This window comes from Bradyrhizobium sp. B039, from assembly GCF_038965675.1.
Classification (GTDB): domain Bacteria; phylum Pseudomonadota; class Alphaproteobacteria; order Rhizobiales; family Xanthobacteraceae; genus Bradyrhizobium; species Bradyrhizobium diazoefficiens.
This window is the reverse complement of record NZ_CP152416.1, coordinates 5,506,495-5,532,226: the sequence shown is the minus strand read 5'-3', so window position 1 is coordinate 5,532,226 and position 25,732 is coordinate 5,506,495. Positions and strand designations below refer to the sequence as shown.

The window sequence follows — 25,732 nt, the reverse complement described above, 5'->3', positions numbered from 1 at the left end:
CTGTACGGCGTCTATAGGAGGTCGCATTTTGGGGGTCAATGCCCGTCATCCGGCCCTTGCGGCGGTCGGGTGGGCGTGCGAATTCTTGCCGTCGATGCCATCTCTCTCCCGTCCCAGCACATCCGCAACGCTGCGCGCGACAGTCGTTCTGCTGGCGCTGCTGCTGGTCGCGCATGCGCCGATGCTGCTGAACGACGGCCTCTTCATGGACGACTGGCTGGTGCTCAAGCCGCGTCCGGATTTCGTGATCGACATCGATTTTCTCCTGAGCGCTGCGGGCCATCCGATCTTCTTCAGCTACGACACCTTCGCCAACTGGACCGGCGCGCCCATCGCCGTGATGGTGGCGCTGGCGCTCGCCGGAATTCTCCTCGGTGCGACGTGTCTGGTGCTGACCGCAACGCGTCTCGGTCTGCTTGACCGTGCGGAGGCGGTCGGCTTCGCGCTGATCGTCTGGACCTATCCCGGCTATCAGCTCTGGGCTGGCAAGGCGAACGCGGTCTACGTGTTTAGTTTCGGACTGCTGTTCAACGGTGCCTGGCTGTTGACGCTCGCCTTCACTGCTCGCGGCCTGCGACGTGTTCTGCTTCGTGTCGCCGCTGCGCTCGTGTTCCTGCTGAGCTTCGCGCTCAACTCGACGATCGTGCTCTATGCCTTCATGGTGCTCGGCCTCTTCGTCGCGATATGGCGGGGCGGGGATGCGGCGCATGGCTTCGTTCGCCGCACATGGCTCGCGGCCTGGCGCTGCGCTCTGGGCTATCCGGAATTGATGGTGCTCCCTCTGGTCTATTGGGGCACGCTCAATATCTGGTTCAAGCGGATCGGCGCGTACGCGCAGCACTATGGCGCCCATTTTCCGACGCTCGGCGAGTTGGCGAGCGGCTGGAAGGCGTTTTTCATCACGAGCTATTGGGACGTCATGGCTGGCGCGCTCAAGATGACGATCGAGGTACCGGCGCCGCTCGGCGTTGCCGCACTTCTCGTCGGCGCCGCCCTATTGTTGTTGCGGTCCGAGACGGAGCCGACCACCGCGAAATATACGGTTGCCGCGCCGCTCCTGCTCGCCGTCGTGTTGTTTCTGGCCTTGTCGTTTCCCTATCTGGTCGCCGGCCTGCGGCCCTCCAGCTTGCACTTTTATGAGAGCCGCCATCTGCTGATGTTCGGCCTGCCATTGGCGTTGATCCTTCTCGGTCTCAAGCGATGGGTCGAACACGCGATCGGTCCGAAGGCAGCCTTCGCGGTCGTGCTGGGATTTGGATCGGTGCTGTCGATCGGCCTGCTGTGGGACACATACATCTTCATGCAGGCGAGAACCCTGAAACAAGAGGCCCTGGCGAACGAGCTCGTCAGCCGCGCCCAGCCGGCAGCAACGGTGTTCGCGCTCGATGACGGATTCGTCGACTACCCGTCGCGCCACGTGCCGTTTGGCTTCGCGGAGGTCACCGGCATACTCCGCCTTGCCTGGGGCAATCAGCCATTTGTCGGCTTCGCCTTGCGCGGCGAGAGGTCGAGCGTTCTCCAGGACGTCGAACTGGCCCGGACAGCGCCAGGAAGTGCGTTTCATCATGTCGACCCGTCGGGCCCCCAGGCGACGATCTCGTTCCAGCCGGGGCCCGGTGCGGCGCCAAACTGGGTTCTGGTGCGCAAGTACTATGCATGCCGGCTGCTGGCGCGCTGCGACGTATCGCAGCTTCTGCGTCAACTTGCCGAGGTCACCATCAAGCCAGGGCCGATCGCGGGGATAACGCCGCTCGATCGCCCGAAAGCGGATGCGATGCCTAGCCGCTGACCTGCCGCTTCCAGATCGCCTCGGCGAGCGCGATGTCAGCCACCGAATCTTGGCCGGACGCCAGGGGCGTTCCTTGTTCGACAATATCGGCGACGAAAGCGTCGGCCTGACGCCGAAACGCCCAACTCCCTTCGCGCACCAGCCGCGTGCGTTGTCCGCCTTGGTCGAGAATGACCTCCGCCTCCTGCTCGGCAAAGGGCGGGGGCAGTTCGATGGTCAATGCGCCCCGCTCGAAATCGATCGTCAATCCCTCGCGCCACGCACCTTCGGATCCATTCACCAGATCCAGCGCGCACGCGACGCCGTCGAAGTCGAGGGTTATGCGCGCCGCGCCCGCGATCTCGACGGTGCTTTCGGCGACTGCCGGCGACGATCCGAGCAGGTAGCGCGCCAGATTGATGATATGGCTGAACACGTTCAGAAAATTATCGTAGCCGGGCCGCATCGCGCTCGGCATCCAATCGGGGCCATCCTGCCAGAGCTCGAGCCCGTCCGGCTGGGTTTCGCCGGTCATGACGAAATTGTCGTGCGATCGGCCGGTGTCGCCGCCGAAGCACCAGCCCCTTGCTCCGACAACGCATCCGAGCGAACCGTCTGTGCGCAAACGCGCCAGCTCGGCCAATGCGCGCGCTACGCCGGCGTCGTGACGCTTCATGTAGCCGATGCTGTAGACGAGGCGCTGCCGCCGCGCAGCCTCGACCAGCGACGCGGCCTGAACCGTCGTGTAGGCCATCGGCTTCTCCGACAGCACGTGCCGGCCGCTGTTCAACGCGTCCAGCACGATCGGGCCGGTGGCGCGACGCTTGGTCACGACGACGACGGCGGATACCTCGCTGTCCGCGAGCAATTCCAGGTGCGTGCCGTAGACCCGCGAGATGCCGAATTTCTGCGCCGCGGCGGTTGCCAGGTCAGGTCGGAGATCTGCAATCGCAACGACGCGGCAGGCCGGATTGGCGACGAAATTGGCGAGGTGGCACATCTGGCCGACCATGCCCGTTCCGATGATGCCAATGCCTGGCCTCACTTGCTACGATCCCTCGATGCGCTTCCGGACGACGAGGAAATGCGCCGGCTGCCCCCAGGTGTCGATGAACGCCTGGTCTGACTGGGTGAGGGCGGCGATCGCGGACGCATCGCGCCGTCCGATCGCGCTGAAGATGCGATGGAAACTGTCGAGCGTTGCGGTGATGGCTTCGATGTCGGAAGCATCGTCGGCGAGAATGTCCGTCGTCAGGATCGTCTCGCGTAACGAGGCGAGGCTGGTGATCACGCGGGGCAGGCTGTCGCCGAAGGGCTCGTCGATCATCCTGTCCACATCGAGCACCAGAGCTTCGATCGAAGCCGAGATCGCGCTAACCGCGTCGGCCTTGCCGACCAGATAAAGCTTTCGTCCCCCGAGGAAGCTCAGACGGCTGCGGTCGAGATGGCGTGTGGCGCGACGCAGTTTCTCGTCCGCCGACACGACCTTCTTGTGCCAGTAGACGTCCAGGCTGTCGCGATAGGCGGGCCATGCCGAATGGATGTCGAACCCCTGCTCATGCGCCGCCGTACAGAGGGCCTCCGCATCGAGGAAGTAGCGGTACCGGACGAACGGATTCTCGAGCACGTCCATCAACCAGGATTCGAAGCTGCGGGTGTGCGGAATGCTGTTCCACTTCGGCTCGAACAGCAGCTTCGCCGTCTCCAGCGCGGAGCGGCCCGTCAAGACCTTGCCGGCGGCATGGATCGCCTTGAGTGCGAGCTCGAAGAAGCCGCCGTAACGTTCGTAATAGGAAACGACGGCGTAACCGTCCGGATTGAGCAACCGATGGAAGATGCCGAGCCATTTTTCGCTCGGCTGCACCGTGTAGATGAACCCTTCGGCGTCGATGACGTCGAAACGGCGGTCGCTGCGAAACCCCTCGACGTCGGACAATGCGAGTTCGCGAAGACGTTCCGCCTGGCCGAAATGCGCGAAGTAAGCCTCAATCTTCGGGTGCGCATGCCGGTTCGGTTCGGCGAGCGTCATGTTCGCGCCCCAGCCGGCAAACACCAGGGCGTTCTCACCGGAGTCAGGACCGAATTCGAGAACCTCCGTATCGCGGAACAGCCGCGCAGGCAGCACCAGCTTGTCCGAAAAAAGCTCGCGACGCTGGCCGGCGTAGGCGGTGAGTTCGGCAGAGGATTTGAAATTGCCGAACGTCGGCAGGATGTCCTGGCGTTCGTAGTAGTTGAAGAGCTTGTCGTCAGCCATGCTGCGACCCTGCGGCCGCCTCGAGGCGATCGAGCTCGCTCCAGATATCAGACGGCGCGAAGATGGAGACGATGTGCAGCGGACGCTTCACGTTTTCGCGCAGCCGGCTGCTGACCTTGGCTTCGTTCTCCTGGTTCACGGCAAGAAGGCAGACGAGCGGTTCGGACTTGCCAGCGAGATCCTCGGGCGATCGGATCGGAATCCCGGTGCCGGGCAGGAACAGTCCCTGACGCTCCTTCTGATCGTCGACCGAGAGATCGACGAGATCCGCAAGTTCGTGGGCATTGGTGAAGGTGCAGGCGCGGCAGCCCGCGCCGTAGATGGCGATCTCGGCGCCGCTGGCGCGGGCCTTGGCGAGAATCGGTCGCAGGCGGGCGCCATACTCCCTCGCGCGCTGGCCGAATTTCTCGCCGACGCCGGCGGGGGCGGGCGGTGGCGTCACGTCGCGCGTCGCACGGCGGGCCGCGATCGCGAGGGTGCCGCCGCTGAAATTGTATTTCTTCACGGACACCGCCTCGAAGCCGTGGCGCGCCAGCAGCGCGACCAGGGTCGGCTCGGTGAAATAGCTGACGTGCTCCTCCCAGAGGACTGAGAGGTCGCCGGTCGTCGAGCCCGGCGCGAAATCCGGCACATCGATGAACAGCAGCCCGTCGTCGCTGAGCGCGATCTTCACGCAGTCGAAGAAGTTCTCGAAATCGACGATGTGCTCCAGCACCTGGCGCGAGACGACGAGATCGAATTTGCCGGCCTGCGCCACGGCGTCGTGACACATCGCAGGGCTGATCATGTCGGCATAGACCTTGATGCCGCGCTCGCGGGCGATCTTGCCCGACACCGGGTTGGGCTCCACGCCGACCAAAACTTTCGCGCCGCGCTCGCGAAGCTTGTCCATGAACAGGCCGTCGTTGCAGCCGATCTCGAACACGGATTGATGGCTCGAGAATTTCGCGATGGTATCGAGCTCGTCGACCTGGTGCGGCTCAGGCTTCCAGCTGCTGAAATTGTAGTTGAACTGGCGATACAGGATGTCGGGATCGATCGGCTTGACGATCTGCGGCAGACCGCAATCGCCGCAGGCGAGCACCTCGAACGGATACCGTTCCTCCTGCTCGTTCCGGCTGTGCCGAAGCCGATGCGCAATCGGCATCTGCCCGAGGTCGATGACCGGTCGCAGGTTGGTCGAATGGCAGAGGCGGCAATGGTCGGTCACTGGTTGTTCTCGCATTTGGCGGATCTGACGAGGCGATCTTCAATGAAACCGGCGCGGCCCGCAATGAGATGGTCCCGGATACATCCAACCCGGGGTGCACGGCGCAGCCCTCCGGCCGATGCGTCCTCAATCAATGCAGGTAGCAGTCGTCGGTAGGTCTTGCAATACGTGCCGCCGTCCATCGACGGGAGGCGGGTACGGCCGGATCGGAGAATCCGTTGAGTCAAGAATCGCGACTCTGCTTCTGGATATCGAAGCGCTTTGTGCCAAGGGATCGAAAGTGGCTTCCGCCGTGTCGGCGGTCCCCAATGCGATCTTTCTGAAGTCGCGCGCAACGTAAGCTTCATCGGGTAGGTCGTCCTCGAACGTTCAAGGCGGGATAGTCGAGTAGCGGTATCAGTCGAAATCTAACGTCCCGCCAGATGCTCCGCGGCGAGCACGCTAGTTTTCGCGACATAGTCCTGAACTGCGGCGGCATCGCTGCCATCCGGTGCCCAGTCGGGAAATGCCGTGCGGGAGGGGTCGAAAGGGCCGGCGGTGGTTTCGTGAAACACCAGCCACTCCGAGGTGATCAGGATCGAGTGGAAGACCTGTTCGGGCATCCGGTAGTAGCAGCGCTTGCCCTGGCCGTAGGGCGCCATCTCGAGCACGTCGCGAACGCGGCCGTCATCCTCGAAGATCACGACCTGCGCCGTACCCTCGATCACGTGAAACGATTCAGGTTTGCCAAAATGCTTGTGGGGCCGCACGTAGGCCTCGCGATGATGCACGATCAGCATCTCATGCAGGCCGGACGAGGGATCGGGATGCGTGCACAGCCGGCTGCGCAGGCGCGGGTTGCCGGCGGCAATACGCTTCAGCTCCGCGATCGTGGCGTCGTCCGCCGTGACGATGGCGTCGTCCGAATAGTAGACTTCCGGATTTTGCGCGCGCAGCGAAGTCGGTGGGCGCGGACGCGCCGTCTCATTCGAAGAAGATGAACCCATGGTCGCCCCGATAGCCGCATTTATCGTAGATCCAGGCCCATGTGTCCGGGCCATGGAAGCTCAGGCAGGTGAGTTGCCAGTAGAGGAGATTTGCCTTCTCGCGCTCGTTGCGGAACGATTCCACCATCAGATATTTCGAGGCGCCGCGTCCGACACGCTCGATCTCCGACACCGCGCGGAAGACGTCCTCGAGTGGAAGGTTGTGCAGCACGCCGAGCGACACTACGAGATCGAAGCTGTGATCGGGGTAGGGCAGCTCGACGGCGCTGCCGACCCTCAACTGCGGCCGCACGTCCTCCTTGGCGTTGGCGATGCCATACTCGGAGACATCAATGCCGGCGATCGTGAGGTCGGGGACGAGTTGGGTGAACTCGTAGAGCAGATAGCCCTTGCCGCAGCCGACATCGAGCACGCTCATGCCCGGCTTGATGCCGTAGCGGTCGATCAGGGTCTGGGCGAGCGGACGCCACCGTCCGTCGTAGCGATAGCCGCCATAGCCGTAACGGCGGTCGCCGTCCCAGTAGTCGCGCCCCCATTGCCGCGCCACGGCGGCGGATTCGGCCTTGTCATGCTCGAGCACGCGCTGAACGTAGTCCCGCTTGGTCGATGCGTGCATCGGCTGGAGCAGGTTGATCTCGGTCATGATCGTCAACCGGTCCGCGGCATCGTCACAGGATGGTCGCGAATTTATTGACGAGCAGGATGTCCTCGACGGCCTGGATGTCTTTCTGCGACGAGAGCGTGATCTCCTCCACGGCCGCGTGCAGATCGCAGCCCTCGCGCAGCACGCGGTCGTAGATCTCCCGCCGCCGTGCCTCGTCGGGCGGCAGCATGAAGATGCTGTAAAGGATCAGGCCACGCAGCCGCGGCAGCTCATCCAGGATATCCTCGAGCACCATGTAGCTGCCGGGCATGGTGTGCTCGGCGGCGCTAAGCAGATAGTGCAGGTTCTTCCGCCGGGCATAGTCGCGGATCACGATGTTCTGGACGTGCTGCGGTGTACGGCTGCCGTTCAGCGGGCGGGCGCCGATATAGCCGCGATGGCCGGCTCGCTCAGCCATGGAAGCCTCCGGGCAGCTTGTATTGCATGCCGACACGTGTCGCCGGGCGCAGCAGGATCGGTTCGAAGAATTCGCCGAAGCGCTTGTCCGCGTAGGGGGACATGATGCTCTTGAAGCGGCAGTTCATGCTCCAGCGTGTGCCGGGCTCCTCGTTGATGCGATTGCCGTGCATCAGGGTCTGGTTGAACAGCATCACGTGGCCGTAGGGGATCTCGATGAAGGTCGCGTGCGGCTTGATCGTCTTGTACAGCTCCTCGGCGCTGCGCAGGCTGGCCATCCGGTCCTGCATCTCGCCGTTCAGGGACGGCGGCAGCAGGTACATCGACTTGGTGCGGCGGACGTCGACCAGCGGCACCCACACCACGACCTCGAACGGCGAGTCCCCCGACCAGACGTCGGAATGGGTGGCGAGCAGCGATGAGCTGTCGCCGGGAAGCTGGATGCTGAGATTGACGCGGCGCTGCATGCAGAGCTCGTTGCCGACGATGGTCTCGATCGTCGAGCGCGCCAGACGGAAATAGGTCGGCCGGAACCAGGGCTCGGCGTTGAGGCCGTTGAAGACGTGCAGCCGCAATCCGTTGAGATCATCCACGTTCACGCGCGTGTGGATGGTGTCGAGCATCGCATAGGGATCGTTGCTGTGCGGCAGCTTGAGATAGTCCGCCGCGAGTTCGGCGGCGCGCCGCTGGATGCGGTCGAGCCCGGCGCGGTCGTCGGCCGGCGTGGTGACAAAACCATCGTCGATGAAGCGCTGCGCCAGCGCCTGCTCATCGGCCTCGAGGAAGTCCGTATCCGTCATGCGAAGTACTCCCGGGCGGTCGCGCAGATATAGCTGATATCGGCGGCCGAGAGGAACTGGTTGATGGGAAGGGTGAGGATCTGGTCGGCCTGCTGCTCGGTCACCGGAAATGCGCCGCGACCATGACCCAGATGCGCTGCCGCCGGCTGCAGGTGGATCGGGACCGGATAATGGATCGCGGTCTCGATGCCGTTGTCGGCAAGATATTTCTGGAAGTCGTTGCGGCGGTCGGTCTGCACCACGAAGGTGTGGAACGTGTTGAACTCGATGTTGCGGCAGGGCGGAATGAACAGCGGCAGGCCTGCGAGCTCGGCGCGGTATTGCGCGGCGTTGCGCCGCCGGCGCTCGATCACCGAGGGCAGGTTGCGCAGGCGAATGCGAAGCAGCTCGGCCTGCAGCGTGTCGAGCCGCGATACGATGCCCCATTCCTGGACGTCGCTGCGGTTGATCAGACCGTGATTACGCAGGCGGCGAATTCGTGCGGCAAGCTCGGCGTCGGCGGTGACGAGGAAGCCGGCATCGCCCGCGGCATTGAGGTTCTTCAGCGGATGCGCGGAGAAGCAGCCGAAGGTTCCGATGGTGCCGCTCATTCGCCCGTCATAGGTCGAGCCGACGGCCTGCGCGCTATCCTCGATCACGGCGAGGGCGTGTTTGCGTGCGATCGCCATCAGCGGGTTCATGTCGGCCATGCGCCCGGTCAGGTGCACCGGCATGATCGCCTTGGTCCGCGGCGTGACGGCGGCCTCGACCGCGGCCGGATCGATGTTCTGGTCCGGCAGCACGTCCGCAAAGACCGGCGAGGCGCCGACTGCGATGATCGCGGCGGTCGATGCCACGAACGAATTCGGCGGGGTGATGACCTCGTCGCCGGGACCGATGTCGAGCGCCCTCATCGCGAGGATCAGCGCATCGGTGCCGGAATTCAGCGTCACGACATGCGGCGAGCCGAGATAGGCGGACAATTCCTCTTCGAGCTTTCCGACCGCCGCACCGCCGATGAAATCGCCGCGCTGGAACACGCCCTCGACCGCCTGCAAGATCTCGGCGCGCTCTTCCTCGAATTGCGCCGGAAGGTTGACGTAACCGATGCGCCGGCGGCCGGTGTCAGCGTCCATGGCAGAACTTCCGAACAGTCTCGATGACGCGGTCCTGCTGCGCGCGTGTCAGGTGCTGGTCCACCGGGAAGCTGATGACTTCCTTGGCATGACGGTCGGTAACCGGGAACGTTCCCGGGGCGTAACCGAGATGCTTGAGGCCTTCCTGCTGATACAGCGGGATCGGATAGTGGATCTTGGCTTCGATGCCGTTGTCCAGGCAGTACTTGTAAAGCTCGTCGCGGCGTTCGGCGAACACCATGTAGAGGTGATAGACGTGCTTCACGTTGGGCCGGCGCGGCGGGACGCGCAGGCCGGGCAGGCCGGCGAGGCCTGCGTCGTAATAGGCCGCGTTCTCGATCCGGCGCCGCGTGATCTCGCTGGTCTGGCCGATCAGCCAGTTGCCGACGACGGCCTGCAAGGAATCGAGCCGCGAGTTGCAGCCGAGGATCGCGATCTCGTCGCGGTTCTTCATGCCGTGGTTGCGGATGAGCCGGAGCTTCTCGTTCATGCCGTCGTTATTGGTGACGACGACGCCGGCATCGCCCCAGACGTTCAGGTTCTTGAGCGGGTGCAGGGAAAAGCCGGCCGCGATGCCGTGGGTGCCGGAGCGCTTTCCCGCGAACTCAGACAGGATGCCCTGGCAGGCGTCCTCGACGACGGGGATGTTGTGGCGCTGCGCGATCGCCATCAGCTTGCCCATGTCGGTGACCTCGCCGGTCAACTGAACCGGCATGATCGCCTTGGTCTTCGCTGTGATCGCGGCTTCGACATAGTCGACGTTCATGCAGAACGAATCGTCGCAGTCGACCAGCACGGGCTTCGCCCCGGTCTCCGCGATGGCGCCGACGGTCGCGATGAACGTATTGGCGGCGGTGATGACTTCATCGCCATGGCCAATGCCGAGCGCCTTGAGCGGCAGTTTGAGCGCGTCGGTGCCCGATCCGACGCCGATGGCGTGGCGCACGCCGATCAGCTCGGCAAAGCGCTTCTCGAATTCGGCGACGGGCTTGCCAAGGGTGAAGTCCCCGGTCGCGACCAGCCGGCCGATCTCGGCCAGGATGGGGGCAGGATCGGAGAATTGCTCGAGCAGATAGGAATATCGAACGTCGTACATGTGGCCCGTCAGGTGGAATGGAGTTGAGGGGAGGCGGTGTGCGAGGCGCCAAGCGCGCGCTCGATCGAGGCGGCAATGGCGCCGGCGGAAAGCCCGTGCTTCTTCAGCAGCGAGTCCTGCGAGCCGTAATTGTGCATGAAGCTGTCCGGCAGCGACAGCCGCAGCATCGCCGGCAGGCCTGACCCGAGCTTGTCGATCAGCGTCTCCGCGACCGCGCTGCCGAGGCCGCCGGACGGGACATGCTCCTCGAGAGTTGCCACAAGCTTGATGCCGCGGATCGCTTGCAGCAGCGCCTCGGTGTCGAGCGGCTTGACGGTATGCATGTGCAGGATGCCCGCGCGGACGCCTTGTGCCGCCAGCAGGTCGGCTGCAGCCAGCGCCCGCTGAAGCATGATTCCGGTGGTCACCATGAGGACGTCACCCGGCGGCCGCATCAGGATGGCCTTGCCGATCTCAAAGCCGTGCTCGGCCTTCGAGACGATGGCATCGCCGCCCTTGCCCAGGCGGATGTAGATCGGTCCCTTCCAGTCGAGGGTCTGCTCCATCATGCGCGCCGCCTCGTCGGCATCGCACGGGCAGACCACCGTCATGTTGGGCAGCGCCCGCATGATGGCGATGTCCTCGATCGCCTGGTGGGTGGGGCCGAGCGGCGCATAGACGAGCCCGCCGCCATTGGCGATCAGCCGCACCGGCAGATTGTGCAGGCAGAGGTCGACGGCGACCTGCTCGTAGCAGCGGCGAGTGAGGAATGTCGCGATGGTGTTGACGTAGGGCACGAAGCCTTCCATCGCGAGGCCAGCCGACATGCCGATGATGTGCGCTTCCGAGATGCCTTCGATCAGATGGCGCTTCGGAAACTCCTTGCTCATCGCGCGCAAGGTGCCCGCGCCGGGATCGGAGCCGATGTAAAGCACACGCTCGTCGCGCGCGGCGAGCTTGTGGACCATGTTCATGGCGGTGTTGCGCATGGGGTGCCGATCAAAAATCGCCGACAGCAACGCGTATCGCGTCGAGCTCGCTGTCGGTCAGCTTGTTCTTGTGATGCCAGTCGGCGTTGGATTCTGCGGCCGGCAGACCCTTGCCCTTGACGGTATGGCAGATGATCGCGGTGGGTTTCCCCGCAACGGGCGGGACTTGCTTCAGGACGGTGCGCAGGGCGCCGACGTCGTGGCCGTTGAGCTCCTGCACGGCAAAGCCGAAGCTGCGCCACTTGTCCGCAAGCGGCTCCAGCGGCAGCACGTAGTCGGTGGGTCCGTAGCTCTGGAGCTTGTTGTAGTCGATCAGCGCGACGAGGTTGTCGAGCCCGTGCTTGGCCGCGCCCATCGCCGCCTCCCACACCGATCCCTCGTTGATCTCGCCGTCGCCGAGCAGGACGAAGGTGCGGTAAGTGCGTTCGCGCATGCGTGCGGCGAGCGCAAGGCCGACACCGATCGACAGACCATGTCCAAGCGCGCCAGTCGAGGCCTCGACCCCAGGCACCATTCCGTATTCGGGATGTCCGCCCAGAATACTGTCCGGGCCGCAAAAGCCGTCCAGCTCCGACAGGGGGAAGAAGCCGCGATCGGCCAGGAGCGCGTAGAGCGCCAGACAACCGTGTCCCTTGCTGAGAATCGCGCGGTCGCGGTTCGGATCGCGCGGGTTCTTCGGATCGATCCGCAGCACATCGTCGTAGAGCACGCGGACCATCTCGATCAGCGACAGGGCCGGACCGACATGTCCGCGTCCCGCCGAACGGACAGAACCGAGGACCAGGCGGCGCAGGTAAAGGCTGCGCTCGTCGAGCGTGCAGGTGAGGGCGGCTTCAGCGTGGGGTGAGATCTGGATCACGTTGGCAAATCGTTTGATGGAGCTGGCGGGCTTTGTCGAGCTGACCGGCGAGGCGGACCGTCAGGTCGCCACCTTGCGCAGCCAAGGCGCGCCGGGAGCGGCTTTCCGGCAAATAGGCATTCAGGACAATCAGGCACCAAATCGCTCCAAAGAGAGGATACAGTACGTCAAGGCGGATCGCAAACGCGTCATCCCTAGCCGCGAAGGCTTGCGCGAGGCGTTCGGTCAATCGATTTGCTTTGGCTTCAGGCAGATTGCTACCGGGGTGAATCGCGGTGTCCGACACCAGCTTGACCGGATCGTCCCAGCCGAAATATTCGAAGTCGATGAAGCGCAGCCGGCCGTCCGCGGCGCGCAGCGCATTGTGTAGTCCGAAATCCGACGGGCTCAACGCGCGATGCGCGGGCGCAAGGTCCGCTGCGGGATCCCGGCCGAGTTCCGCATAGCGCTGGCGGAGCCGCCGAATCGCGATGGCAGTGCTGGGAACCAGGCTGTCGTCCATGAACGCGCGCAGGTCCGGATGATCATCCGAAGCGCGCCTCAGTCCGTCCAGGCGCTGCTCGTACTGGGCGACGGCTTCCTCGGGCGAGAAGATGCTGGCCGAAGCGTTCCGCAAAGTTTGCGCCCCGTCGGCGTTGCGCAGTTTCTGCAACGCGATCAGGAAATCAGCCAGTTGATCGGCATCGCCGTCCTGAGGGCGCAGCACCGCCGCTTCGCCGTCGAACCATTGATACAGCGCGCAGAACGCACCCGAATCCTTCGCGATCGGGCGCGGTGTCGACATGATGCCGTGGCGCGACAGAAACGACAGCGCGTCATATTCCTGTCCCAGGCGATCGCGCCCGTCGGACGGATAATGCTTGAGGGCGAGGGGCGGTCCCTCCGCCATCTCCAGCCGAAACACCCTGTTGTTGCCGCCGGCCCGCGCCGGTTGGGCGGCCGCGACCCGCGCTCCGGCCAGGCGGCTGCCGATCGCCATTGCATCCGGCGCGCTGATCTCGGGCTCGCTCATTCCGCAAACACCTCGTGGCGGATGCCGGTCCATGTCGCGATCGGCTTGCAGTGTTCGGGGTGGGGAGGCTGCGAACGCGTGAACAGGATCGATCGCGTGCCCTTCGGAAAATGCGGTTGCTCGAACACCTCGACGAGATCGTCGATGAAGATGTCGAGCTCCAGGCTCACGAGTCGCTCGACCTTGGCGGCCATCGTGTCCTCGAAATACACGTCGCCGGCAGCCACCGCCGCATCCGCAGCGTCGATCAGGCCGGCACCACGCAGCCAGCCGCGCGCGGCTTCACGCAGGTCGGTATGGTCGGGATCCTGATGACCGAATCGGGTCTTGTGGCTGACGATGTACACCTTCGCGCCAGCGTGCCTGCACGCCGCCAGGAATTCCCGCACGCCCGGATAGATTTCGGCGCCGCCAATGCCCTTGCCGTAGACGAAGCCTTGCAGCCCTTGCCAAGCGAGCTCGCCGCCAGTGCGGGATCGCAGATGATCCCGCACATCGGTCTTCGGCCCCTCCCAGCCCTCGGGCACCAGCCCGCGCTGACGCGCGACGGCGGCAAAGACCTTGTCGTAGCAGATGATCGTGTTGTCGAAATCGATGCCGATCCGCACGCCGCTCACTTCAGGCTGATATTCTGCATCATCTTGATGTTGAAGTACCGGGGGTCGTTGAGCGAGTTCGGCAGGCGGCCGGCCTTGAAGGCGTCCACCAGTCCGGACACGGCTTGTTCGATCGTGTGCGTCGGCGCAAATCCGAGTTCGCGGCGGATCTTCTCCGAGGACACATGGTAGGAGCGCAGGTCGTCGGTCGGCTCGACCGCGATGTCGACGTTGTTGCCCACCACCGATTTCACGATGTCGGCGATCTTCATGAGCGAGTGGTTTTCGTAGCCGATATTGTAGGTCTTTCCGTCGATCTTCGCGTCGTCCTGCTGAAGCAGGAACAGATAGGCCGCGGACATGTCCTCGATGTGCAGGTTGGGCCGGCGCTGCGTTCCGCCGAACACGCGGATGCGGCCGGTGTTGACCGCGAGATTGGTCAGGATGTTGACGACGACGTCGAGCCGCTGCCGCGGTGCGTAGCCGCAGACGGTGGCGGGACGAACGGTGCACGCGACGAACCCGGACGCCGCCTCGTCGGCAAGGTCGGTCTCGCACATCGCCTTGAACTTGGAGTAGTCCGTGAGCGGCTCGCAGGACAGCTCCTCGGTCACCTCGGCCTCGTCCTTGATGCCGTAGACGCTCGAGGAGGAGGCGTAGATGAAGCGCTTGATGCCCGCCTTCTTCGCGGCGCGCACCATCGGCCGGAAACAGTCGTAGTTGATGGACTTGCCGAGCGCCGGATCCAGCTCGAACGAGGGGTCGTTGGAGATGCAGGCGAGGTGGATCACCGCGTTGTTGCCGCGCAGGGCCTCGTTGATCGCGGCCTCATCGCGGATGTCGCCCTTGATCAGCCGGAGATTCGGATTGTTGCGAACCGCGTCGAAGACGGATTCGCCATACATGAACAGGTCGAGCACGGTGACCTTGTGGCCCGCGGCCAGCAAGTGGGGAACCAGCACGCTGCCGACATAGCCGGCGCCACCGGTGACCATCACGTTCCATTTCTGATCAATCACTGTCGTTCTCCAGAATTCTTTGCGCTACTTCAGCAACGCGGTGACAAACTTGACCAGGGGGGCCTTTTCGACCGAGTTGCGGTGACCGACGATGCCGACCTTGATCGCGCCTGCGGCATTGCCGATGAAGGCGACGTCCTCGATATTGCCGCCCGCGGCAACCAGCGGCGCCGTGATCGTCAAGAAGGCATCGCCCGCGCCGACGGTGTCGACGACGGTCTTGGTGAAAGCGGGGACACGCGCGACACCCGTCTTCGACGAGAAGGGGTAGCAGCCGAAGGAGCCGTGCGTGATGATCATGTTGTTGCAGTCGATCTTGCGGTGCAGGCCGTTCTCGATCACCGATGCGATGTCGTTGAACTTGTCGGTGGCCGCCAGGCGCGCTTCCGGCGCGTCGATGCAGATGTAGTCGGCGCGCGGATACTTCGTGATCAGATTGTAGCCGTGGTTTCCGCTGTTGCTCTGGGCGTTGATCGCCAGGAACCTGGAGTTCGCGATCAGCGTGTCGATCGTGCTGGGTGCGATCATGCCGTGACCGAAGTCGGTGACGATCACCACATCCCCGCCGCGAACGCGCTCGGCGGTGATACGGTCGATCTCCTTCCGCTCGGTCTCGTCGAGCGGCGTGTCGTCCATGGTGTAGACTTCGAAGAGCTTGTGCAGATAGCCCAGCTCGACGTACCGCAATTTGCGGGTCGTCGGACGGCCCTGAACGCGGATCGGCGTGAGCGTGACATTCGGGCGGACATGCGCGCGGATGAACTCTTCGGGGTAGTCGTTGCCACCCAGCGTCGTGACGATCTCCACCGACTTGCAGAAGCTCGCCACGTGATTGGCCGCGGCGATGACGCCGCCGGCAAATTGCTCGCCGTTCTTGAGCAGGGTGGCGACGATGTTTTCCTTCGAGGCCTTTCCGAGCGCCGTGACGTACTGGTATTCGTCGATGATGGTGTCGCCGACCAGCACGACGTGCATGTCCTGGATCTTGTCGATCAGCTTCAGCAGTCGTTCGGCGCCACCGCCTTCGCGCACCTTCTGGAGGTAGTCGCGCAGAGGGGGATCGTAGATGTCGAAGTAGCGGTTCATCAGCGACGACGAGCTGAAGGTCACGTCGCGCGTGAAGACGATGCGGCCGCCATGACGCTCGACGGCCTCTCGCTCGGTGGCGATCTTGCCGGTGACGTCATCCTCGGGGTTTTCGTAGTCAGAACCCTTCACGTAGATGTCGGGGCGCACGGTATCGAGGATCGGCTCGGCGCTCGATGTCTGGTTGATGCCGACCCAGTCGACCGTGCCGAGCGCGGCCAGCATCTCGGCGCGCATGTTCTCCGGGAAGATCGGCCGCCCGGGGCCCTTGTTGACAAAACGGTCGGCCGTAACGGTCACGATGACGACGTCGGCCTCGTTGCGCGCCGCCAGGATGTGCCGGACGTGGCCAAGATGCACGAGATCGAACACGCCGTGGCAGAGCGCAACGGTGCGGCCCTCGGCCTGCGCGGCGCGCGCGACCGCTCCCAGTTCCTCGATCGTCTTGATCTTCTCGTGCGGCGCCGGATGGACGGCCGCCTTGTCTGTCGCAGAATTGCCCATGTGAGTTACCCAAAAGCGCCGGCCGGCCTCAGCCGGCTGGTCCGAAATTGATCGATTCGCGGTAATGATACCGGCGAACCTGTTCAATAGCTTGCCTTCTGCGGGGTACCGGGCGCCGAATCGCTGTCGTCACCGAGATATTTGAACCAGTCCTTGGTGGCGTCGGCAATCTTGTCCACCGTCCACAGGGGAGCGTCCTTGTACTGGTCCATCGACTTCAGCATCGTCGCGACGCCGTCCTCGAATTTCACCTTCGGCGTCCACTTCAGGACCCGCTTGATCTTGGTGATGTCGGCGTAGGTGCAGTCGGGCTCGCCGGGGCGCTTGGGAATGTGGACCTTGTCGCCGCCGAGCAACTCGACCAGCCGGTTGACGCTGTAGGTGTTGTCCGAGCCGACGTTGAAGATCTCGTGCGAGACGTCGGAACGCGCTGCCGTGACGAAGGCGTCGGCGACATCGCTGACGAAGGTGAAATCGCGGGTCTGCTCGCCGTCGCCGACCACCGTGAAAGGCTTGCCGGCGAGCTTCTGCGCCATGAACACGCCGAACACGGCACCATAGGTCCCCGTGGTGCGATGGCGTGGCCCGAACACGTTGAACAGACGGAGCGCCACCGCCGGAAGCTTGTAGACCTGGCACCAGTGCATGACGCACTGCTCGCCGAGATTCTTGGTGAGCGCGTAGGGGTACATCGGCCGGATCTCGGCGCTCTCCGGCGTCGGATAGATGTCGGGGATGCCGTAGCAGGACGACGACGCCGCATACACGAAGCGGCTGACGCCTGCCTCCCGCGCAGCCTCGAGAACGTTGACCGTGCCGTCGACATTGGCGCGGTGATACGGGATCGGCGATTCGATCGAGGGAACGATGTCGGCGAGTGCCGCGAGGTGAAACACCCAATCGATACCGGAGAAATACGGGCTGATCGACTCGCGGTCAGTGACGTCGGCACGGACGATCTTCAGCCGGCTCGAATCGGCGCGCGACGACAGATTTTCGGAACGTCCGATGACGAAATTGTCGAGCGCGATCACCTCGTGGCCGTCATCGAGGAGGCGATCAACGAGGTGACTGCCGATGAAACCGGCGCCGCCAGTGACGATGCATTTCATAGGAACATCCGTAGCGCGAATGCCCTGCGGGCGTCGCCAATGTTGAGTGAAACCCTGAAGCCGACTAACAGTCGGTCGCAACTTTTGCAAGTATTATACCTTTGCAATCGCTAGTAATAGCCGGTATCAGGGCGTCATGTTGCAGTCGAGCCGTCACGCCATGCCCGCCGAATCTCTCGATCCCGATCACAAGGCTTTCCTCGACGATTACGTCGGACGCCTTCATCGCGCGACGGCGATTGACGACGGTGTTTTTGCCGGCATCTCTGCCACCCGCACGGCCTGGTTGCGCACGCGCGAGCAGGGCGGTCGAGTCATCTTCATCGGTAATGGCGGCTCGGCCGGCATCGCCTCGCATCTGGCGATCGACCTCGCAAAGAATGCATCGGTGCCTGCGCTGTGCTTCAGCGATGCAAGCATGATGTCGTGCCTCGCCAACGACTACGGTTTTGAGGACTGGATCGCGCACGCCGTGCGGCTGAGCGCCCGCGCCGGCGACTGCCTCGTTGCGATCAGTTCGTCGGGGCGCTCGAAGAACATTCTCAATGCGGTCGCGCAGGCGCGTTCGATGAAGCTCGATGTGATCACGATGTCGGGCATGAATGCGGACAATCCCCTGCGTAATCTCGGCGACGTCAATTTCTGGGTGGACAGCCGCAGCTACAACATTGTCGAGACCACGCACCAGTTCTGGATGATGGCCGCGATCGACCTCGTCATCGGTCGCGCGGAATACCCGGCGTCCTGAGGCGGGTATCGGATGCAGTCGCGCTTTAAACAGACAGCTTTGTTTTCGGTGAAGCTGTTGCTGTCGATCGCGGTGCTGGCCTATATCGCGCGCGGCCTCGATCTGGGCCGGTTGCGGACTCATCTCGTCTCCGTCGACCCCTTCCTGTTCGCTCTCGCGCTGGCGCTGATCTTCTTTCAGACCTTCGTGCTCAACGGCCGGTGGGAGCTGATCATGCGTGCGCTCGGCGTGTCGCTGGACTGGTTCGCCGGCTGGCGGATCCTCATGATCAGCCTCTGGTTCAACCAGGTGCTGCCGTCGTCGGTGGGCGGTGACGCGGTTCGGATATGGCTGCTGCGCCAGCGCGGCGTGCAGTGGCCGGAGGCGGTCAAGGGGGTTGCCGCAGACCGTTTCACGGCGTTGATCGGGCTGATCGCGCTGATGGCGGTGGGATTGCCGCTCCTGATGTCGCGCGTGTCCAACGAAGCCGCGATCCTGGCGATCGGCGGGCTGACGCTGGCGGGTGTCGCCGGCACCGTGGTCCTGTTGACGCTCGATCGCCTGCCGAAGCGTCTCATCGCGCTTCCCGCGATCGCAAGCTTCGTCCGGTTCGGAACGCTCGTCAGGTTTCTTCTCGTGCGATCCGAATGCCGCGGTTTGCTGCTCGGATCGGCGCTCCTCATCCATCTCGTGACGGCAGCGGCCTGCTACGTCCTGGCGCGCGGCGTCGGAGCGCAGCTCTCGATGCTGGACGCCGGCATCCTGATTCCGCCGGTGGTGCTGTTGACGGCCGTTCCGATCTCGATCAGCGGCTGGGGCGTTCGCGAGGGGGCCATGGTCGCCTGCCTTGGCCTTGCGGGCGTTCCTTCCGAGGAGGCGCTGTCGGTTTCGCTCCTGCTGGGGGCCGTCAGCGTGGTCATCGGTCTTGCAGGCGGCGTGATCTGGCTCGCAAGTCCGGAGCGCGGCTCGTATTCCGCGGACAAGGCGGCGAAGGCTGCGGAAGAATCACCGAACTACGGGCTGGCGAAGGCCGAGGAGGTATCGAGCCACCCTTGACCCGCTTGAACCAGTTCTGTCCATCTGATCTTCACAGGGTGGGATTGCCCCACCTGCGCGCATCTCTCCGTTTTCCGGTTCCACGATGAAAAACCTGTTCTACGTCCGTCATACCTGCCGCCTCTGTCACTCGGACAAGCAAGAGCTGGTCGTCCCGATGGCCGGCATGCCCATTGGCACGCCGAACTTCCAGGTGCCGGACGCCAGCGTTGACGATCCCGTCTTCAGGGCCGCGGTGCCGATGGCGCTGCATCTGTGCAGGGACTGCGGCCACCTCCAGATTCTCCATGTCGGCAATCCGGAGGTCCAGTACCGCAACTACGTCTACACGACCTCGCTCTCGCTCGGCCTGCGGCAGCATTTCGAAGGCTATGCCAGCGACGTCGTCAGCCGCTTCGGAATCGCGCCGGGCTCGCTGGTGGTCGAACTCGGCAGCAACGACGGATCGCTGCTCGGCTTCTTCAAGGAGCGTGGCATGCGGGTGCTGGGCGTCGATCCCGCCGTCGACATCGCGCGGCGCGCGACTGAGGCGGGCATCGAGACCATCGGCGATTTCTTCACCGACGCTGTCGGGCACCGCATCCTGAAGAGCCACGGTGCGGCGAGCGTCGTGATCGCCAACAACATGATCGCGAATGTCGATAATCTCGATCCGCTGGTGATCGGGGTCCGTGACGTGCTTGCGCCGGACGGGTTGTTCGTCTTCGAAACGCAATACGGCGTCGACGTCACCGAGAAGAACCTGCTCGACACCGTCTATCACGAGCATCTGTCGTATTTTAACATCAAGCCGCTGACGCGCTTCTTCGCGCGGCTCGGGATGGAAGTGATCGACGTCCAGCACATCTGGACCAAGGGCGGCTCGATCCGCGTGACGGTGCAGCGCGCCGGCGGCGCGAAGAAGCCGTCGGCGGAGGTCGCGCGGTTCATCGCCGAGGAAGACCGGCTCGGCGTTGATCAGCCGGCCTATTATGCGCCCTATGTGAAGCGGATCGCGGCGATTCGCGACGAGTTGGTCGCGATGGCCGATGCCGCCCATGCGCGCGGTCAATCTGTCGCCGGCTATGGCGTCTCCGTCGGCACCACGACGTTGCTTCCGCAGTTCGGCCTGGAGAGCAAGATCGACTTCCTGGTGGATGACGATCCCAAGAAGGGGAACGTGATGGCCGGCCCCGGCTACGACATCCCGATCCTGCCGCCCGCCGCCCTTTACGAGCGCAAGCCGGCGTTCGTCGTCGTGTTCGCCTGGCGCTACGTCGACCCGATCCGGGCCAAGCATGCCGGTTATTTCGCTGACGGCGGAAAGTTCGTGGTGCCGTTGCCGGGCATTTCCATGGTCGACCGGGCCGATTGACGCGCCTCCTGCGGGCGCCGTCAGCGTGAGGCGGGTGGTGAGGTCGGTCCGAGCGTCAGGAGGACGCTCGACCCGGCCCGGTAAACCGTTGATTCGCATGGGCTCTGCCGTAGGCCGTCCGGGGACGAGGGACGCTGGACGGGTGAGCCGTGACCTTGACGTTTGGCCCCGTTCGCAGTAGATACCCGCCACCTGCAGCCGGCCCGTTAGACGCGGATCTCCGGCGCGGCTTTGAAATCCCCCGAACAATCGAGCCCGGTTTCCGGCTCATCCTTCGAGACAGAGGGCTGGGCCAACGGCGGCTGTTCGGATCCCTGAAATTCATTCGCGTCTGTCGACGGACGTTGGACATCAAACGATGGCAGTCAGCCCGTTCAAGTTCTTGCAGGAAGTGCGCTCGGAGACCGCCAAGGTCACCTGGCCGACCCGTCGCGAGACCACGATCACCACCATCATGGTGTTCGTCATGGTCGCTGTGGCCTCGATCTTCTTCTTCGCCGCCGACCAGATCATCCGTTACCTCATTACCTTCCTCTTGGGCATTCACTGATGGCTACAGCAACCGCTCAATTGTCCGACAAGCGCTGGTACATCGTCCACGCCTATTCGAACTTCGAGAAGAAGGTCGCCGAATCGATCCGCGAGCAGGCCAAGCAGCGCGGGCTCGAGGAGCTGTTCGAGCTGGTGCTGGTTCCGACCGAGAAGGTCACGGAAGTGCGTCGCGGCCGCAAGATCGACGCCGAGCGCAAGTTCTTCCCGGGCTACGTGCTGGTGAAGATGAAGCTGACCGACGAGGCGTTTCATCTGATCAAGAACACGCCGAAGGTGACCGGCTTCCTCGGCGCGGAAAACAAGCCGATGCCGATCTCGGAAGCCGAGGCCATGCGCATCCTGCACCAGGTGCAGGAAGGCGTGGAACGACCGAAGGCGTCGGTGTCGTTCGAGATCGGCGAGAACGTGCGCGTGGCCGACGGCCCGTTCGCCTCGTTCTCGGGTGTGGTCGAGGAAATCGACGAGGCGCGCTCGCGCGTGAAGGTCGCGGTGTCGATCTTCGGCCGCGCCACGCCGGTCGAGCTGGAATTCGGTCAGGTCGAGAAGGTCTGATCGGGTCGCGCGTGAAGCCGAAGGCTTCGCGCAAAGAGAGGCCGTGGGAGGGAGAGGGCGGTTGCCAGCCGCATCCGACCCAGACCACGAACCTGAAACCGCCGGCGACATGCCGGCACAACAGGAGTGATACATGGCAAAGAAAGTGACCGGATACCTGAAGCTTCAGGTCCCGGCCGGTGCGGCGAATCCTTCGCCCCCGATCGGTCCCGCGCTTGGTCAGCGCGGTCTCAACATCATGGAGTTCTGCAAGGCGTTCAACGCCCAGACCCAGAAGGAAGAGAAGAACACCCCGATCCCGGTGATCATCACCATCTATGCGGACCGTTCCTTCACCTTCGAGATGAAGACGCCGCCGATGTCCTACTTCCTCAAGCAGGCCGCCAAGATCCAGTCCGGCTCGAAGGCGCCGGGCCGCGACAAGGCCGGCAAGGTGACCAAGGCGCAGGTGCGCGAGATCGCCGAGAAGAAGATGAAGGACCTGAATTGCGACACCATCGAATCGGCCATGAAGATGGTCGAGGGCTCTGCCCGTTCGATGGGTCTGGAAGTGGCGGGGTAAGCGGTCATGGCAATCGGAAAGCGTTTGAACAAAGCCCGCGAAGGTGTTGACCGCGAAAAGCTTTACCCGCTCGCGGAAGCCATCAAGATGGTCAAGGAACGCGCGAAGGCGAAGTTCGACGAGACCATCGAGGTCGCGATCAATCTCGGCGTCGATCCCCGTCACGCCGACCAGATGGTCCGTGGCGTCGTAACCCTGCCGAACGGCACCGGCCGTACGCTGCGCGTCGGCGTGTTCGCCCGTGGCGCCAAGGCCGATGAGGCCAAGGCGGCAGGTGCCGACGTCGTCGGCGCCGAAGACCTGGTCGAGAAGGTGCAGAACGGCTCGATCGATTTCGACCGCTGTATCGCCACCCCCGACATGATGCCGCTGGTCGGCCGTCTCGGTAAGGTGCTGGGCCCGCGCGGCCTGATGCCGAACCCGAAGATCGGTACCGTGACCATGGACGTCACCGGTGCGGTGAAGGGTGCCAAGGGCGGCTCGGTCGAGTTCCGCGTCGAGAAGGCCGGCATCCTGCAGGCCGGCGTCGGCAAGGCCTCGTTCTCCGAGGAGAAGCTGGTCGAGAACATCAAGGCCCTGGCTGACGCTGTCTCCAAGGCGAAGCCGGCCGGTTCCAAGGGGACCTACATCCAGCGCGTTGCGGTGTCCTCGACGATGGGCCCCGGCGTGAAGGTCGAGCCGGGCACCATTCTCGGCTAAGGTTTGCCTCGGCTAGAGGTTTGGAAATTGCACGAGGCGAGGGGCGGAATTGGGCAACCGATTCCGCCCCTCTTCGTTTGTGGCGGCGTTCACTGGAAACGAGAACAATGGCTGACAAGGTCCTGATCTACTCGCGCTTCCCCAAGACGATGATGGCGCGCTTCGCCGAGCGGTTCGAGATGCTCGACACCGGCGGCAAGCCCGTGCGGGAGGTGTTTTCGGCGGACGAGCTCGGCGGCATTCGCGCGATGCTGACTGGGGGCGGCACCCCGCTCGGGGCCGAGGCGATGGACCTGTTTCCGAATCTCGGCGCCATCGTCTGCTACGGCACCGGCTATGATGGCGTCGACCTGAAAGCGGCCGCCGCGCGTGACATCGCGGTCGGCCACAGCCCGGGGGCCAATGCGGCCTCGGTTGCCGATATCGCGATGACCCTGATGCTGGCGACGACGCGGCGGATCCTGGTCGCCGACCAGTATGTCCGCAGTGGCGATTGGGCCGCGTCAAAGCCCTCGCCGATGATGCGTCCGCAGGCCGGCATGCCCGGCCGCCGTATCGGCGTCTACGGCATGGGCGAGATCGGCCGCAAGATCGCCGCGCGCTGCGCCGCCTTCGAGAGCGAGGTCGGCTATTTCAGCCGCAGCAAATACGATCTGGCCTATCAATATTTCCCGACGCTGGAGGCGCTCGCCGACTGGTGCAGCGTGCTGATGATCGCGGTCCGGGCAGGGGCCGAGACACAGCACGTCGTCAACGCCGATATCCTGGGGCGCCTCGGGGCGGACGGCTATGTCGTCAACATCTCCCGCGGCTCCGTCATCGACGAGAAGGCCCTGGTTGCGGCGCTGACCGACAAGACCATCGCCGGCGCCGGCCTCGACGTCTTCGAGCAGGAACCGCACAGGCCCGACGCGCTGACCGCGCTCCCGAACGTCGTGTTCGCCCCCCATATCGGCGGCCACACCCTGGACTCGCACGTCGCCATGCAGAACTGTGTACTTGCGAACTTGACCGCGTTCTTCGCGGGCAAGCCGCTGCCTTACGCGGTCAAATCGGCCTGAATCGGTCCTTGTTGGGCCATCTCAAGCCCGCCCGGCAACGGATTGGAACTGGTGTGAATTTTGCTCTTGGCAAGCAGGCCCGGAGCGGTTAAAGAACCGCCTCCGGACGTGCCGGCCTCGGCTGGCGCGTTCGTGCACGCATTCCGAAAACCCGACAAGACAGGAGATCATTCCTTTTCAGGACGTCCGCAAGGATTTGCCGGAAAAGGAAGGAAAACCCGTCGGTTGGTGGAATGCGGGCAGGGGTCGGGCGGTTCGCCGGCTGACCTTGTCCTGTCCAAGACTGCAGGCGCCCGCGGGAAATTTCGATTTCTCAACGGCTTAATCGCATGGCCTGCATAGACGGGTGAAGACCGGATTTCACTTCGCATCCAGCTCTAAGGGCTGGCTTGCGGAACGGGTCTGGTTCGGACCTCGACACGCCGTGGGCTCTAGCGGGCTCCCGGAGGGCAGGCTTTGAATTGTCGTCTTGCCCGGCGTGTCCGAAGGGTTTGCCCCCTGAGGTTCAGGTTTGGGCGGGACGATGGGTGCAACCCGGCGGTCCCGCTTTCGCGATGACCGCCAACCGGAAAGAGCTTGCTGTGGAACGAGCGGCAAAAAAAGAAGCGGTCGAACAGCTCAATGGGGTCTTCAAGACCACGAGCGTCGCGGTCGTTGCTCAATATTCCGGCCTCACCGTCGCCCAGATGCAGAAGCTGCGCCAGCAGATGAAGCAGGCGGGTGCCTCGGTGAAGGTCTCGAAGAACCGTCTCGCCAAAATTGCTCTTGAAGGCACTGACGTCGTTGCCATCGGCCCCATGCTGAAGGGACCGACCGTGATCGCCACTTCGAACGATCCGGTAGCGGCGCCAAAGGTCGCCATCGAATTCGCCAAGGCGAACGAAAAGTTCGTCATCGTCGGCGGCTCGATGGGGAAGACCGTCCTGAATGTCGACGGCGTGAAGGCGCTTGCCTCGCTGCCGTCGCTTGACGAACTGCGCGGCAAGATCGTCGGCCTGATTGTGGCCCCGGCGACCAAGCTCGCTCAGCTCGCCAACGCGCCCGCGGGCAAGCTCGCGCGTGTCATCCAGGCTCATGCCTCAAAGGGCGAAGCGGCCTGACGCCCTTCGCAAAACTCAAACCCGAACCAGACTTACACGTAAGGAAACTGAACAATGGCTGACTTGCAGAAGATCGTTGACGACCTCTCGAGCCTCACCGTGCTCGAAGCTGCCGAACTCGCGAAGCTCCTCGAAGAGAAGTGGGGCGTTTCGGCTGCCGCGGCTGTCGCCGTGGCCGGCCCGGCTGGTGGTGGCGCCGCCGCCGCTCCGGCGGAAGAGAAGACCGAGTTCACGGTCGTCCTCGCCAGCGCCGGCGAGAAGAAGATCGAGGTCATCAAGGAAGTTCGCGCCATCACCGGCCTCGGCCTGAAGGAAGCAAAGGACCTCGTCGAGGGCGCGCCGAAGCCTGTCAAGGAAGGCGTGAACAAGGACGAAGCCGAGAAGATCAAGGTCCAGCTCGAGAAGGCTGGCGCGAAGGTCGAGCTCAAGTAAGCAACGCTTACTGGCGCGAGATCCCGGGCGAGCATCAGCTAAGCCCGGGATCTTGGTCCACCCTCGCGAGGGTGGGCCGGATGCAAAAGGCGTGCGACGGAACGTCCCGACGCGGGCCGAACACGAAAAAGTGTGGGGATTTGAGGGTTTACCCCTCGAATCTGCACTATTGTCGCCCCATATCGGGTCGGC

At 63.8% G+C, this 25,732-nt stretch carries 27 protein-coding genes; 11 read left to right on the top strand and 16 right to left on the bottom strand.

Translation table 11 applies throughout. From position 1 onward, the window contains the following. The first annotated feature begins 94 nt into the window (after positions 1–94). Positions 95–1,789, top strand: a complete 1,695-nt coding sequence (locus tag AAFG50_RS26180) for a hypothetical protein (protein WP_028171373.1) — start codon at positions 95–97, stop codon at positions 1,787–1,789. On the opposite strand, the gene AAFG50_RS26175 is transcribed toward AAFG50_RS26180, so the two are convergent. From AAFG50_RS26175 to AAFG50_RS26100, 16 genes are all read right to left on the bottom strand, one after another. Next, positions 1,779–2,780 carry a Gfo/Idh/MocA family oxidoreductase gene (locus AAFG50_RS26175; RefSeq protein ID WP_231166510.1) on the bottom strand — a complete coding sequence of 334 codons (1,002 nt, stop codon included), beginning with the start codon at positions 2,778–2,780 and terminating at the stop codon, positions 1,779–1,781. The genes AAFG50_RS26180 and AAFG50_RS26175 overlap by 11 nt on opposite strands. Before the next feature lie 36 nt (positions 2,781–2,816). After that, entirely contained in the window at positions 2,817–4,022 is a 1,206-nt protein-coding gene (locus tag AAFG50_RS26170) for a class I SAM-dependent methyltransferase (RefSeq protein ID WP_028171375.1), read from the bottom strand. Continuing rightward, complete coding sequence (locus AAFG50_RS26165) at positions 4,015–5,232, bottom strand: class I SAM-dependent methyltransferase (protein ID WP_028171376.1); 1,218 nt, start codon at positions 5,230–5,232, stop codon at positions 4,015–4,017. The genes AAFG50_RS26170 and AAFG50_RS26165 overlap by 8 nt, the downstream gene beginning before the upstream one ends. A gap of 407 nt (positions 5,233–5,639) precedes the next feature. Next, entirely contained in the window at positions 5,640–6,218 is a 579-nt protein-coding gene (locus tag AAFG50_RS26160) for a WbuC family cupin fold metalloprotein (protein ID WP_039184764.1), read from the bottom strand. Further along, positions 6,196–6,861, bottom strand: coding sequence for a class I SAM-dependent methyltransferase (locus AAFG50_RS26155; RefSeq protein ID WP_028171377.1), 666 nt, complete (start codon positions 6,859–6,861; stop codon positions 6,196–6,198). The genes AAFG50_RS26160 and AAFG50_RS26155 overlap by 23 nt, the downstream gene beginning before the upstream one ends. A 25-nt stretch (positions 6,862–6,886) precedes the next feature. Further along, complete coding sequence (locus AAFG50_RS26150) at positions 6,887–7,279, bottom strand: LIC12192 family sporadic carbohydrate cluster protein (RefSeq protein WP_011088179.1); 393 nt, start codon at positions 7,277–7,279, stop codon at positions 6,887–6,889. Continuing rightward, complete coding sequence (locus tag AAFG50_RS26145; protein ID WP_028171378.1) at positions 7,272–8,078, bottom strand: sporadic carbohydrate cluster 2OG-Fe(II) oxygenase; 807 nt, start codon at positions 8,076–8,078, stop codon at positions 7,272–7,274. The genes AAFG50_RS26150 and AAFG50_RS26145 overlap by 8 nt, the downstream gene beginning before the upstream one ends. Further along, positions 8,075–9,193 (bottom strand): DegT/DnrJ/EryC1/StrS family aminotransferase, encoded by a 1,119-nt coding sequence (locus AAFG50_RS26140; RefSeq protein WP_028171379.1) that lies wholly within the window; start codon positions 9,191–9,193, stop codon positions 8,075–8,077. Before AAFG50_RS26140 ends, AAFG50_RS26145 begins: the two co-directional genes overlap by 4 nt. Beyond that, on the bottom strand, positions 9,183–10,289 hold the full coding sequence (locus AAFG50_RS26135; protein ID WP_028171380.1) for a DegT/DnrJ/EryC1/StrS family aminotransferase: 1,107 nt from the start codon (positions 10,287–10,289) through the stop codon (positions 9,183–9,185). Before AAFG50_RS26135 ends, AAFG50_RS26140 begins: the two co-directional genes overlap by 11 nt. An 8-nt stretch (positions 10,290–10,297) precedes the next feature. After that, positions 10,298–11,257 carry a transketolase C-terminal domain-containing protein gene (locus tag AAFG50_RS26130; protein ID WP_028171381.1) on the bottom strand — a complete coding sequence of 320 codons (960 nt, stop codon included), beginning with the start codon at positions 11,255–11,257 and terminating at the stop codon, positions 10,298–10,300. Positions 11,258–11,267: 10 nt separating this feature from the next. Continuing rightward, a complete protein-coding gene (locus AAFG50_RS26125) occupies positions 11,268–12,116 on the bottom strand; it encodes a transketolase (protein WP_039184759.1) in 849 nt (282 codons plus the stop codon). Continuing rightward, positions 12,091–13,128, bottom strand: a complete 1,038-nt coding sequence (locus AAFG50_RS26120) for an aminoglycoside phosphotransferase family protein (RefSeq protein ID WP_039184755.1) — start codon at positions 13,126–13,128, stop codon at positions 12,091–12,093. The genes AAFG50_RS26125 and AAFG50_RS26120 overlap by 26 nt, the downstream gene beginning before the upstream one ends. Beyond that, positions 13,125–13,736, bottom strand: a complete 612-nt coding sequence (locus tag AAFG50_RS26115; protein ID WP_231166509.1) for a hypothetical protein — start codon at positions 13,734–13,736, stop codon at positions 13,125–13,127. The genes AAFG50_RS26120 and AAFG50_RS26115 overlap by 4 nt, the downstream gene beginning before the upstream one ends. Positions 13,737–13,741: 5 nt before the next feature. Beyond that, positions 13,742–14,743 (bottom strand): SDR family oxidoreductase, encoded by a 1,002-nt coding sequence (locus AAFG50_RS26110; RefSeq protein WP_028171385.1) that lies wholly within the window; start codon positions 14,741–14,743, stop codon positions 13,742–13,744. A 24-nt stretch (positions 14,744–14,767) separates the two neighbouring features. Continuing rightward, positions 14,768–16,333, bottom strand: a complete 1,566-nt coding sequence (locus AAFG50_RS26105; RefSeq protein WP_097532105.1) for a PfkB family carbohydrate kinase — start codon at positions 16,331–16,333, stop codon at positions 14,768–14,770. A gap of 83 nt (positions 16,334–16,416) precedes the next feature. Continuing rightward, positions 16,417–17,445, bottom strand: a complete 1,029-nt coding sequence (locus tag AAFG50_RS26100) for an SDR family oxidoreductase (RefSeq protein ID WP_011088169.1) — start codon at positions 17,443–17,445, stop codon at positions 16,417–16,419. A 160-nt stretch (positions 17,446–17,605) separates the two neighbouring features. Here AAFG50_RS26100 and AAFG50_RS26095 point away from each other — a divergent pair, with 160 nt between their 5' ends. The 10 genes from AAFG50_RS26095 to rplL all read left to right on the top strand — a co-directional run bounded on the left by AAFG50_RS26095 (position 17,606) and on the right by rplL (position 25,540). Next, positions 17,606–18,193 (top strand): SIS domain-containing protein, encoded by a 588-nt coding sequence (locus tag AAFG50_RS26095; RefSeq protein ID WP_231166508.1) that lies wholly within the window; start codon positions 17,606–17,608, stop codon positions 18,191–18,193. A 48-nt stretch (positions 18,194–18,241) separates the two neighbouring features. Next, positions 18,242–19,228, top strand: coding sequence for a lysylphosphatidylglycerol synthase transmembrane domain-containing protein (locus tag AAFG50_RS26090; RefSeq protein ID WP_231166738.1), 987 nt, complete (start codon positions 18,242–18,244; stop codon positions 19,226–19,228). Positions 19,229–19,313: 85 nt separating this feature from the next. Then, on the top strand, positions 19,314–20,582 hold the full coding sequence (locus AAFG50_RS26085) for a class I SAM-dependent methyltransferase (RefSeq protein WP_028171388.1): 1,269 nt from the start codon (positions 19,314–19,316) through the stop codon (positions 20,580–20,582). A gap of 358 nt (positions 20,583–20,940) precedes the next feature. Next, positions 20,941–21,132 (top strand): preprotein translocase subunit SecE, encoded by a 192-nt coding sequence (secE, locus tag AAFG50_RS26080; protein ID WP_007611620.1) that lies wholly within the window; start codon positions 20,941–20,943, stop codon positions 21,130–21,132. After that, entirely contained in the window at positions 21,132–21,686 is a 555-nt protein-coding gene (gene nusG, locus AAFG50_RS26075; protein ID WP_007602985.1) for a transcription termination/antitermination protein NusG, read from the top strand. Before secE ends, nusG begins: the two co-directional genes overlap by 1 nt. A 133-nt stretch (positions 21,687–21,819) precedes the next feature. Then, on the top strand, positions 21,820–22,248 hold the full coding sequence (gene rplK, locus AAFG50_RS26070) for a 50S ribosomal protein L11 (RefSeq protein WP_011088164.1): 429 nt from the start codon (positions 21,820–21,822) through the stop codon (positions 22,246–22,248). 6 nt (positions 22,249–22,254) lie between these two features. After that, positions 22,255–22,947, top strand: a complete 693-nt coding sequence (gene rplA / locus AAFG50_RS26065; RefSeq protein WP_011088163.1) for a 50S ribosomal protein L1 — start codon at positions 22,255–22,257, stop codon at positions 22,945–22,947. Between the two features lie 107 nt (positions 22,948–23,054). Continuing rightward, positions 23,055–24,008: a 2-hydroxyacid dehydrogenase gene (locus AAFG50_RS26060; RefSeq protein WP_028171389.1), complete on the top strand. Its 954-nt coding sequence runs from the start codon at positions 23,055–23,057 to the stop codon at positions 24,006–24,008. A gap of 581 nt (positions 24,009–24,589) precedes the next feature. Next, positions 24,590–25,108, top strand: coding sequence for a 50S ribosomal protein L10 (gene rplJ / locus AAFG50_RS26055; RefSeq protein WP_011088161.1), 519 nt, complete (start codon positions 24,590–24,592; stop codon positions 25,106–25,108). A gap of 54 nt (positions 25,109–25,162) precedes the next feature. After that, positions 25,163–25,540, top strand: coding sequence for a 50S ribosomal protein L7/L12 (rplL, locus tag AAFG50_RS26050; protein ID WP_011088160.1), 378 nt, complete (start codon positions 25,163–25,165; stop codon positions 25,538–25,540). The last annotated feature ends 192 nt before the right edge of the window (positions 25,541–25,732 follow it).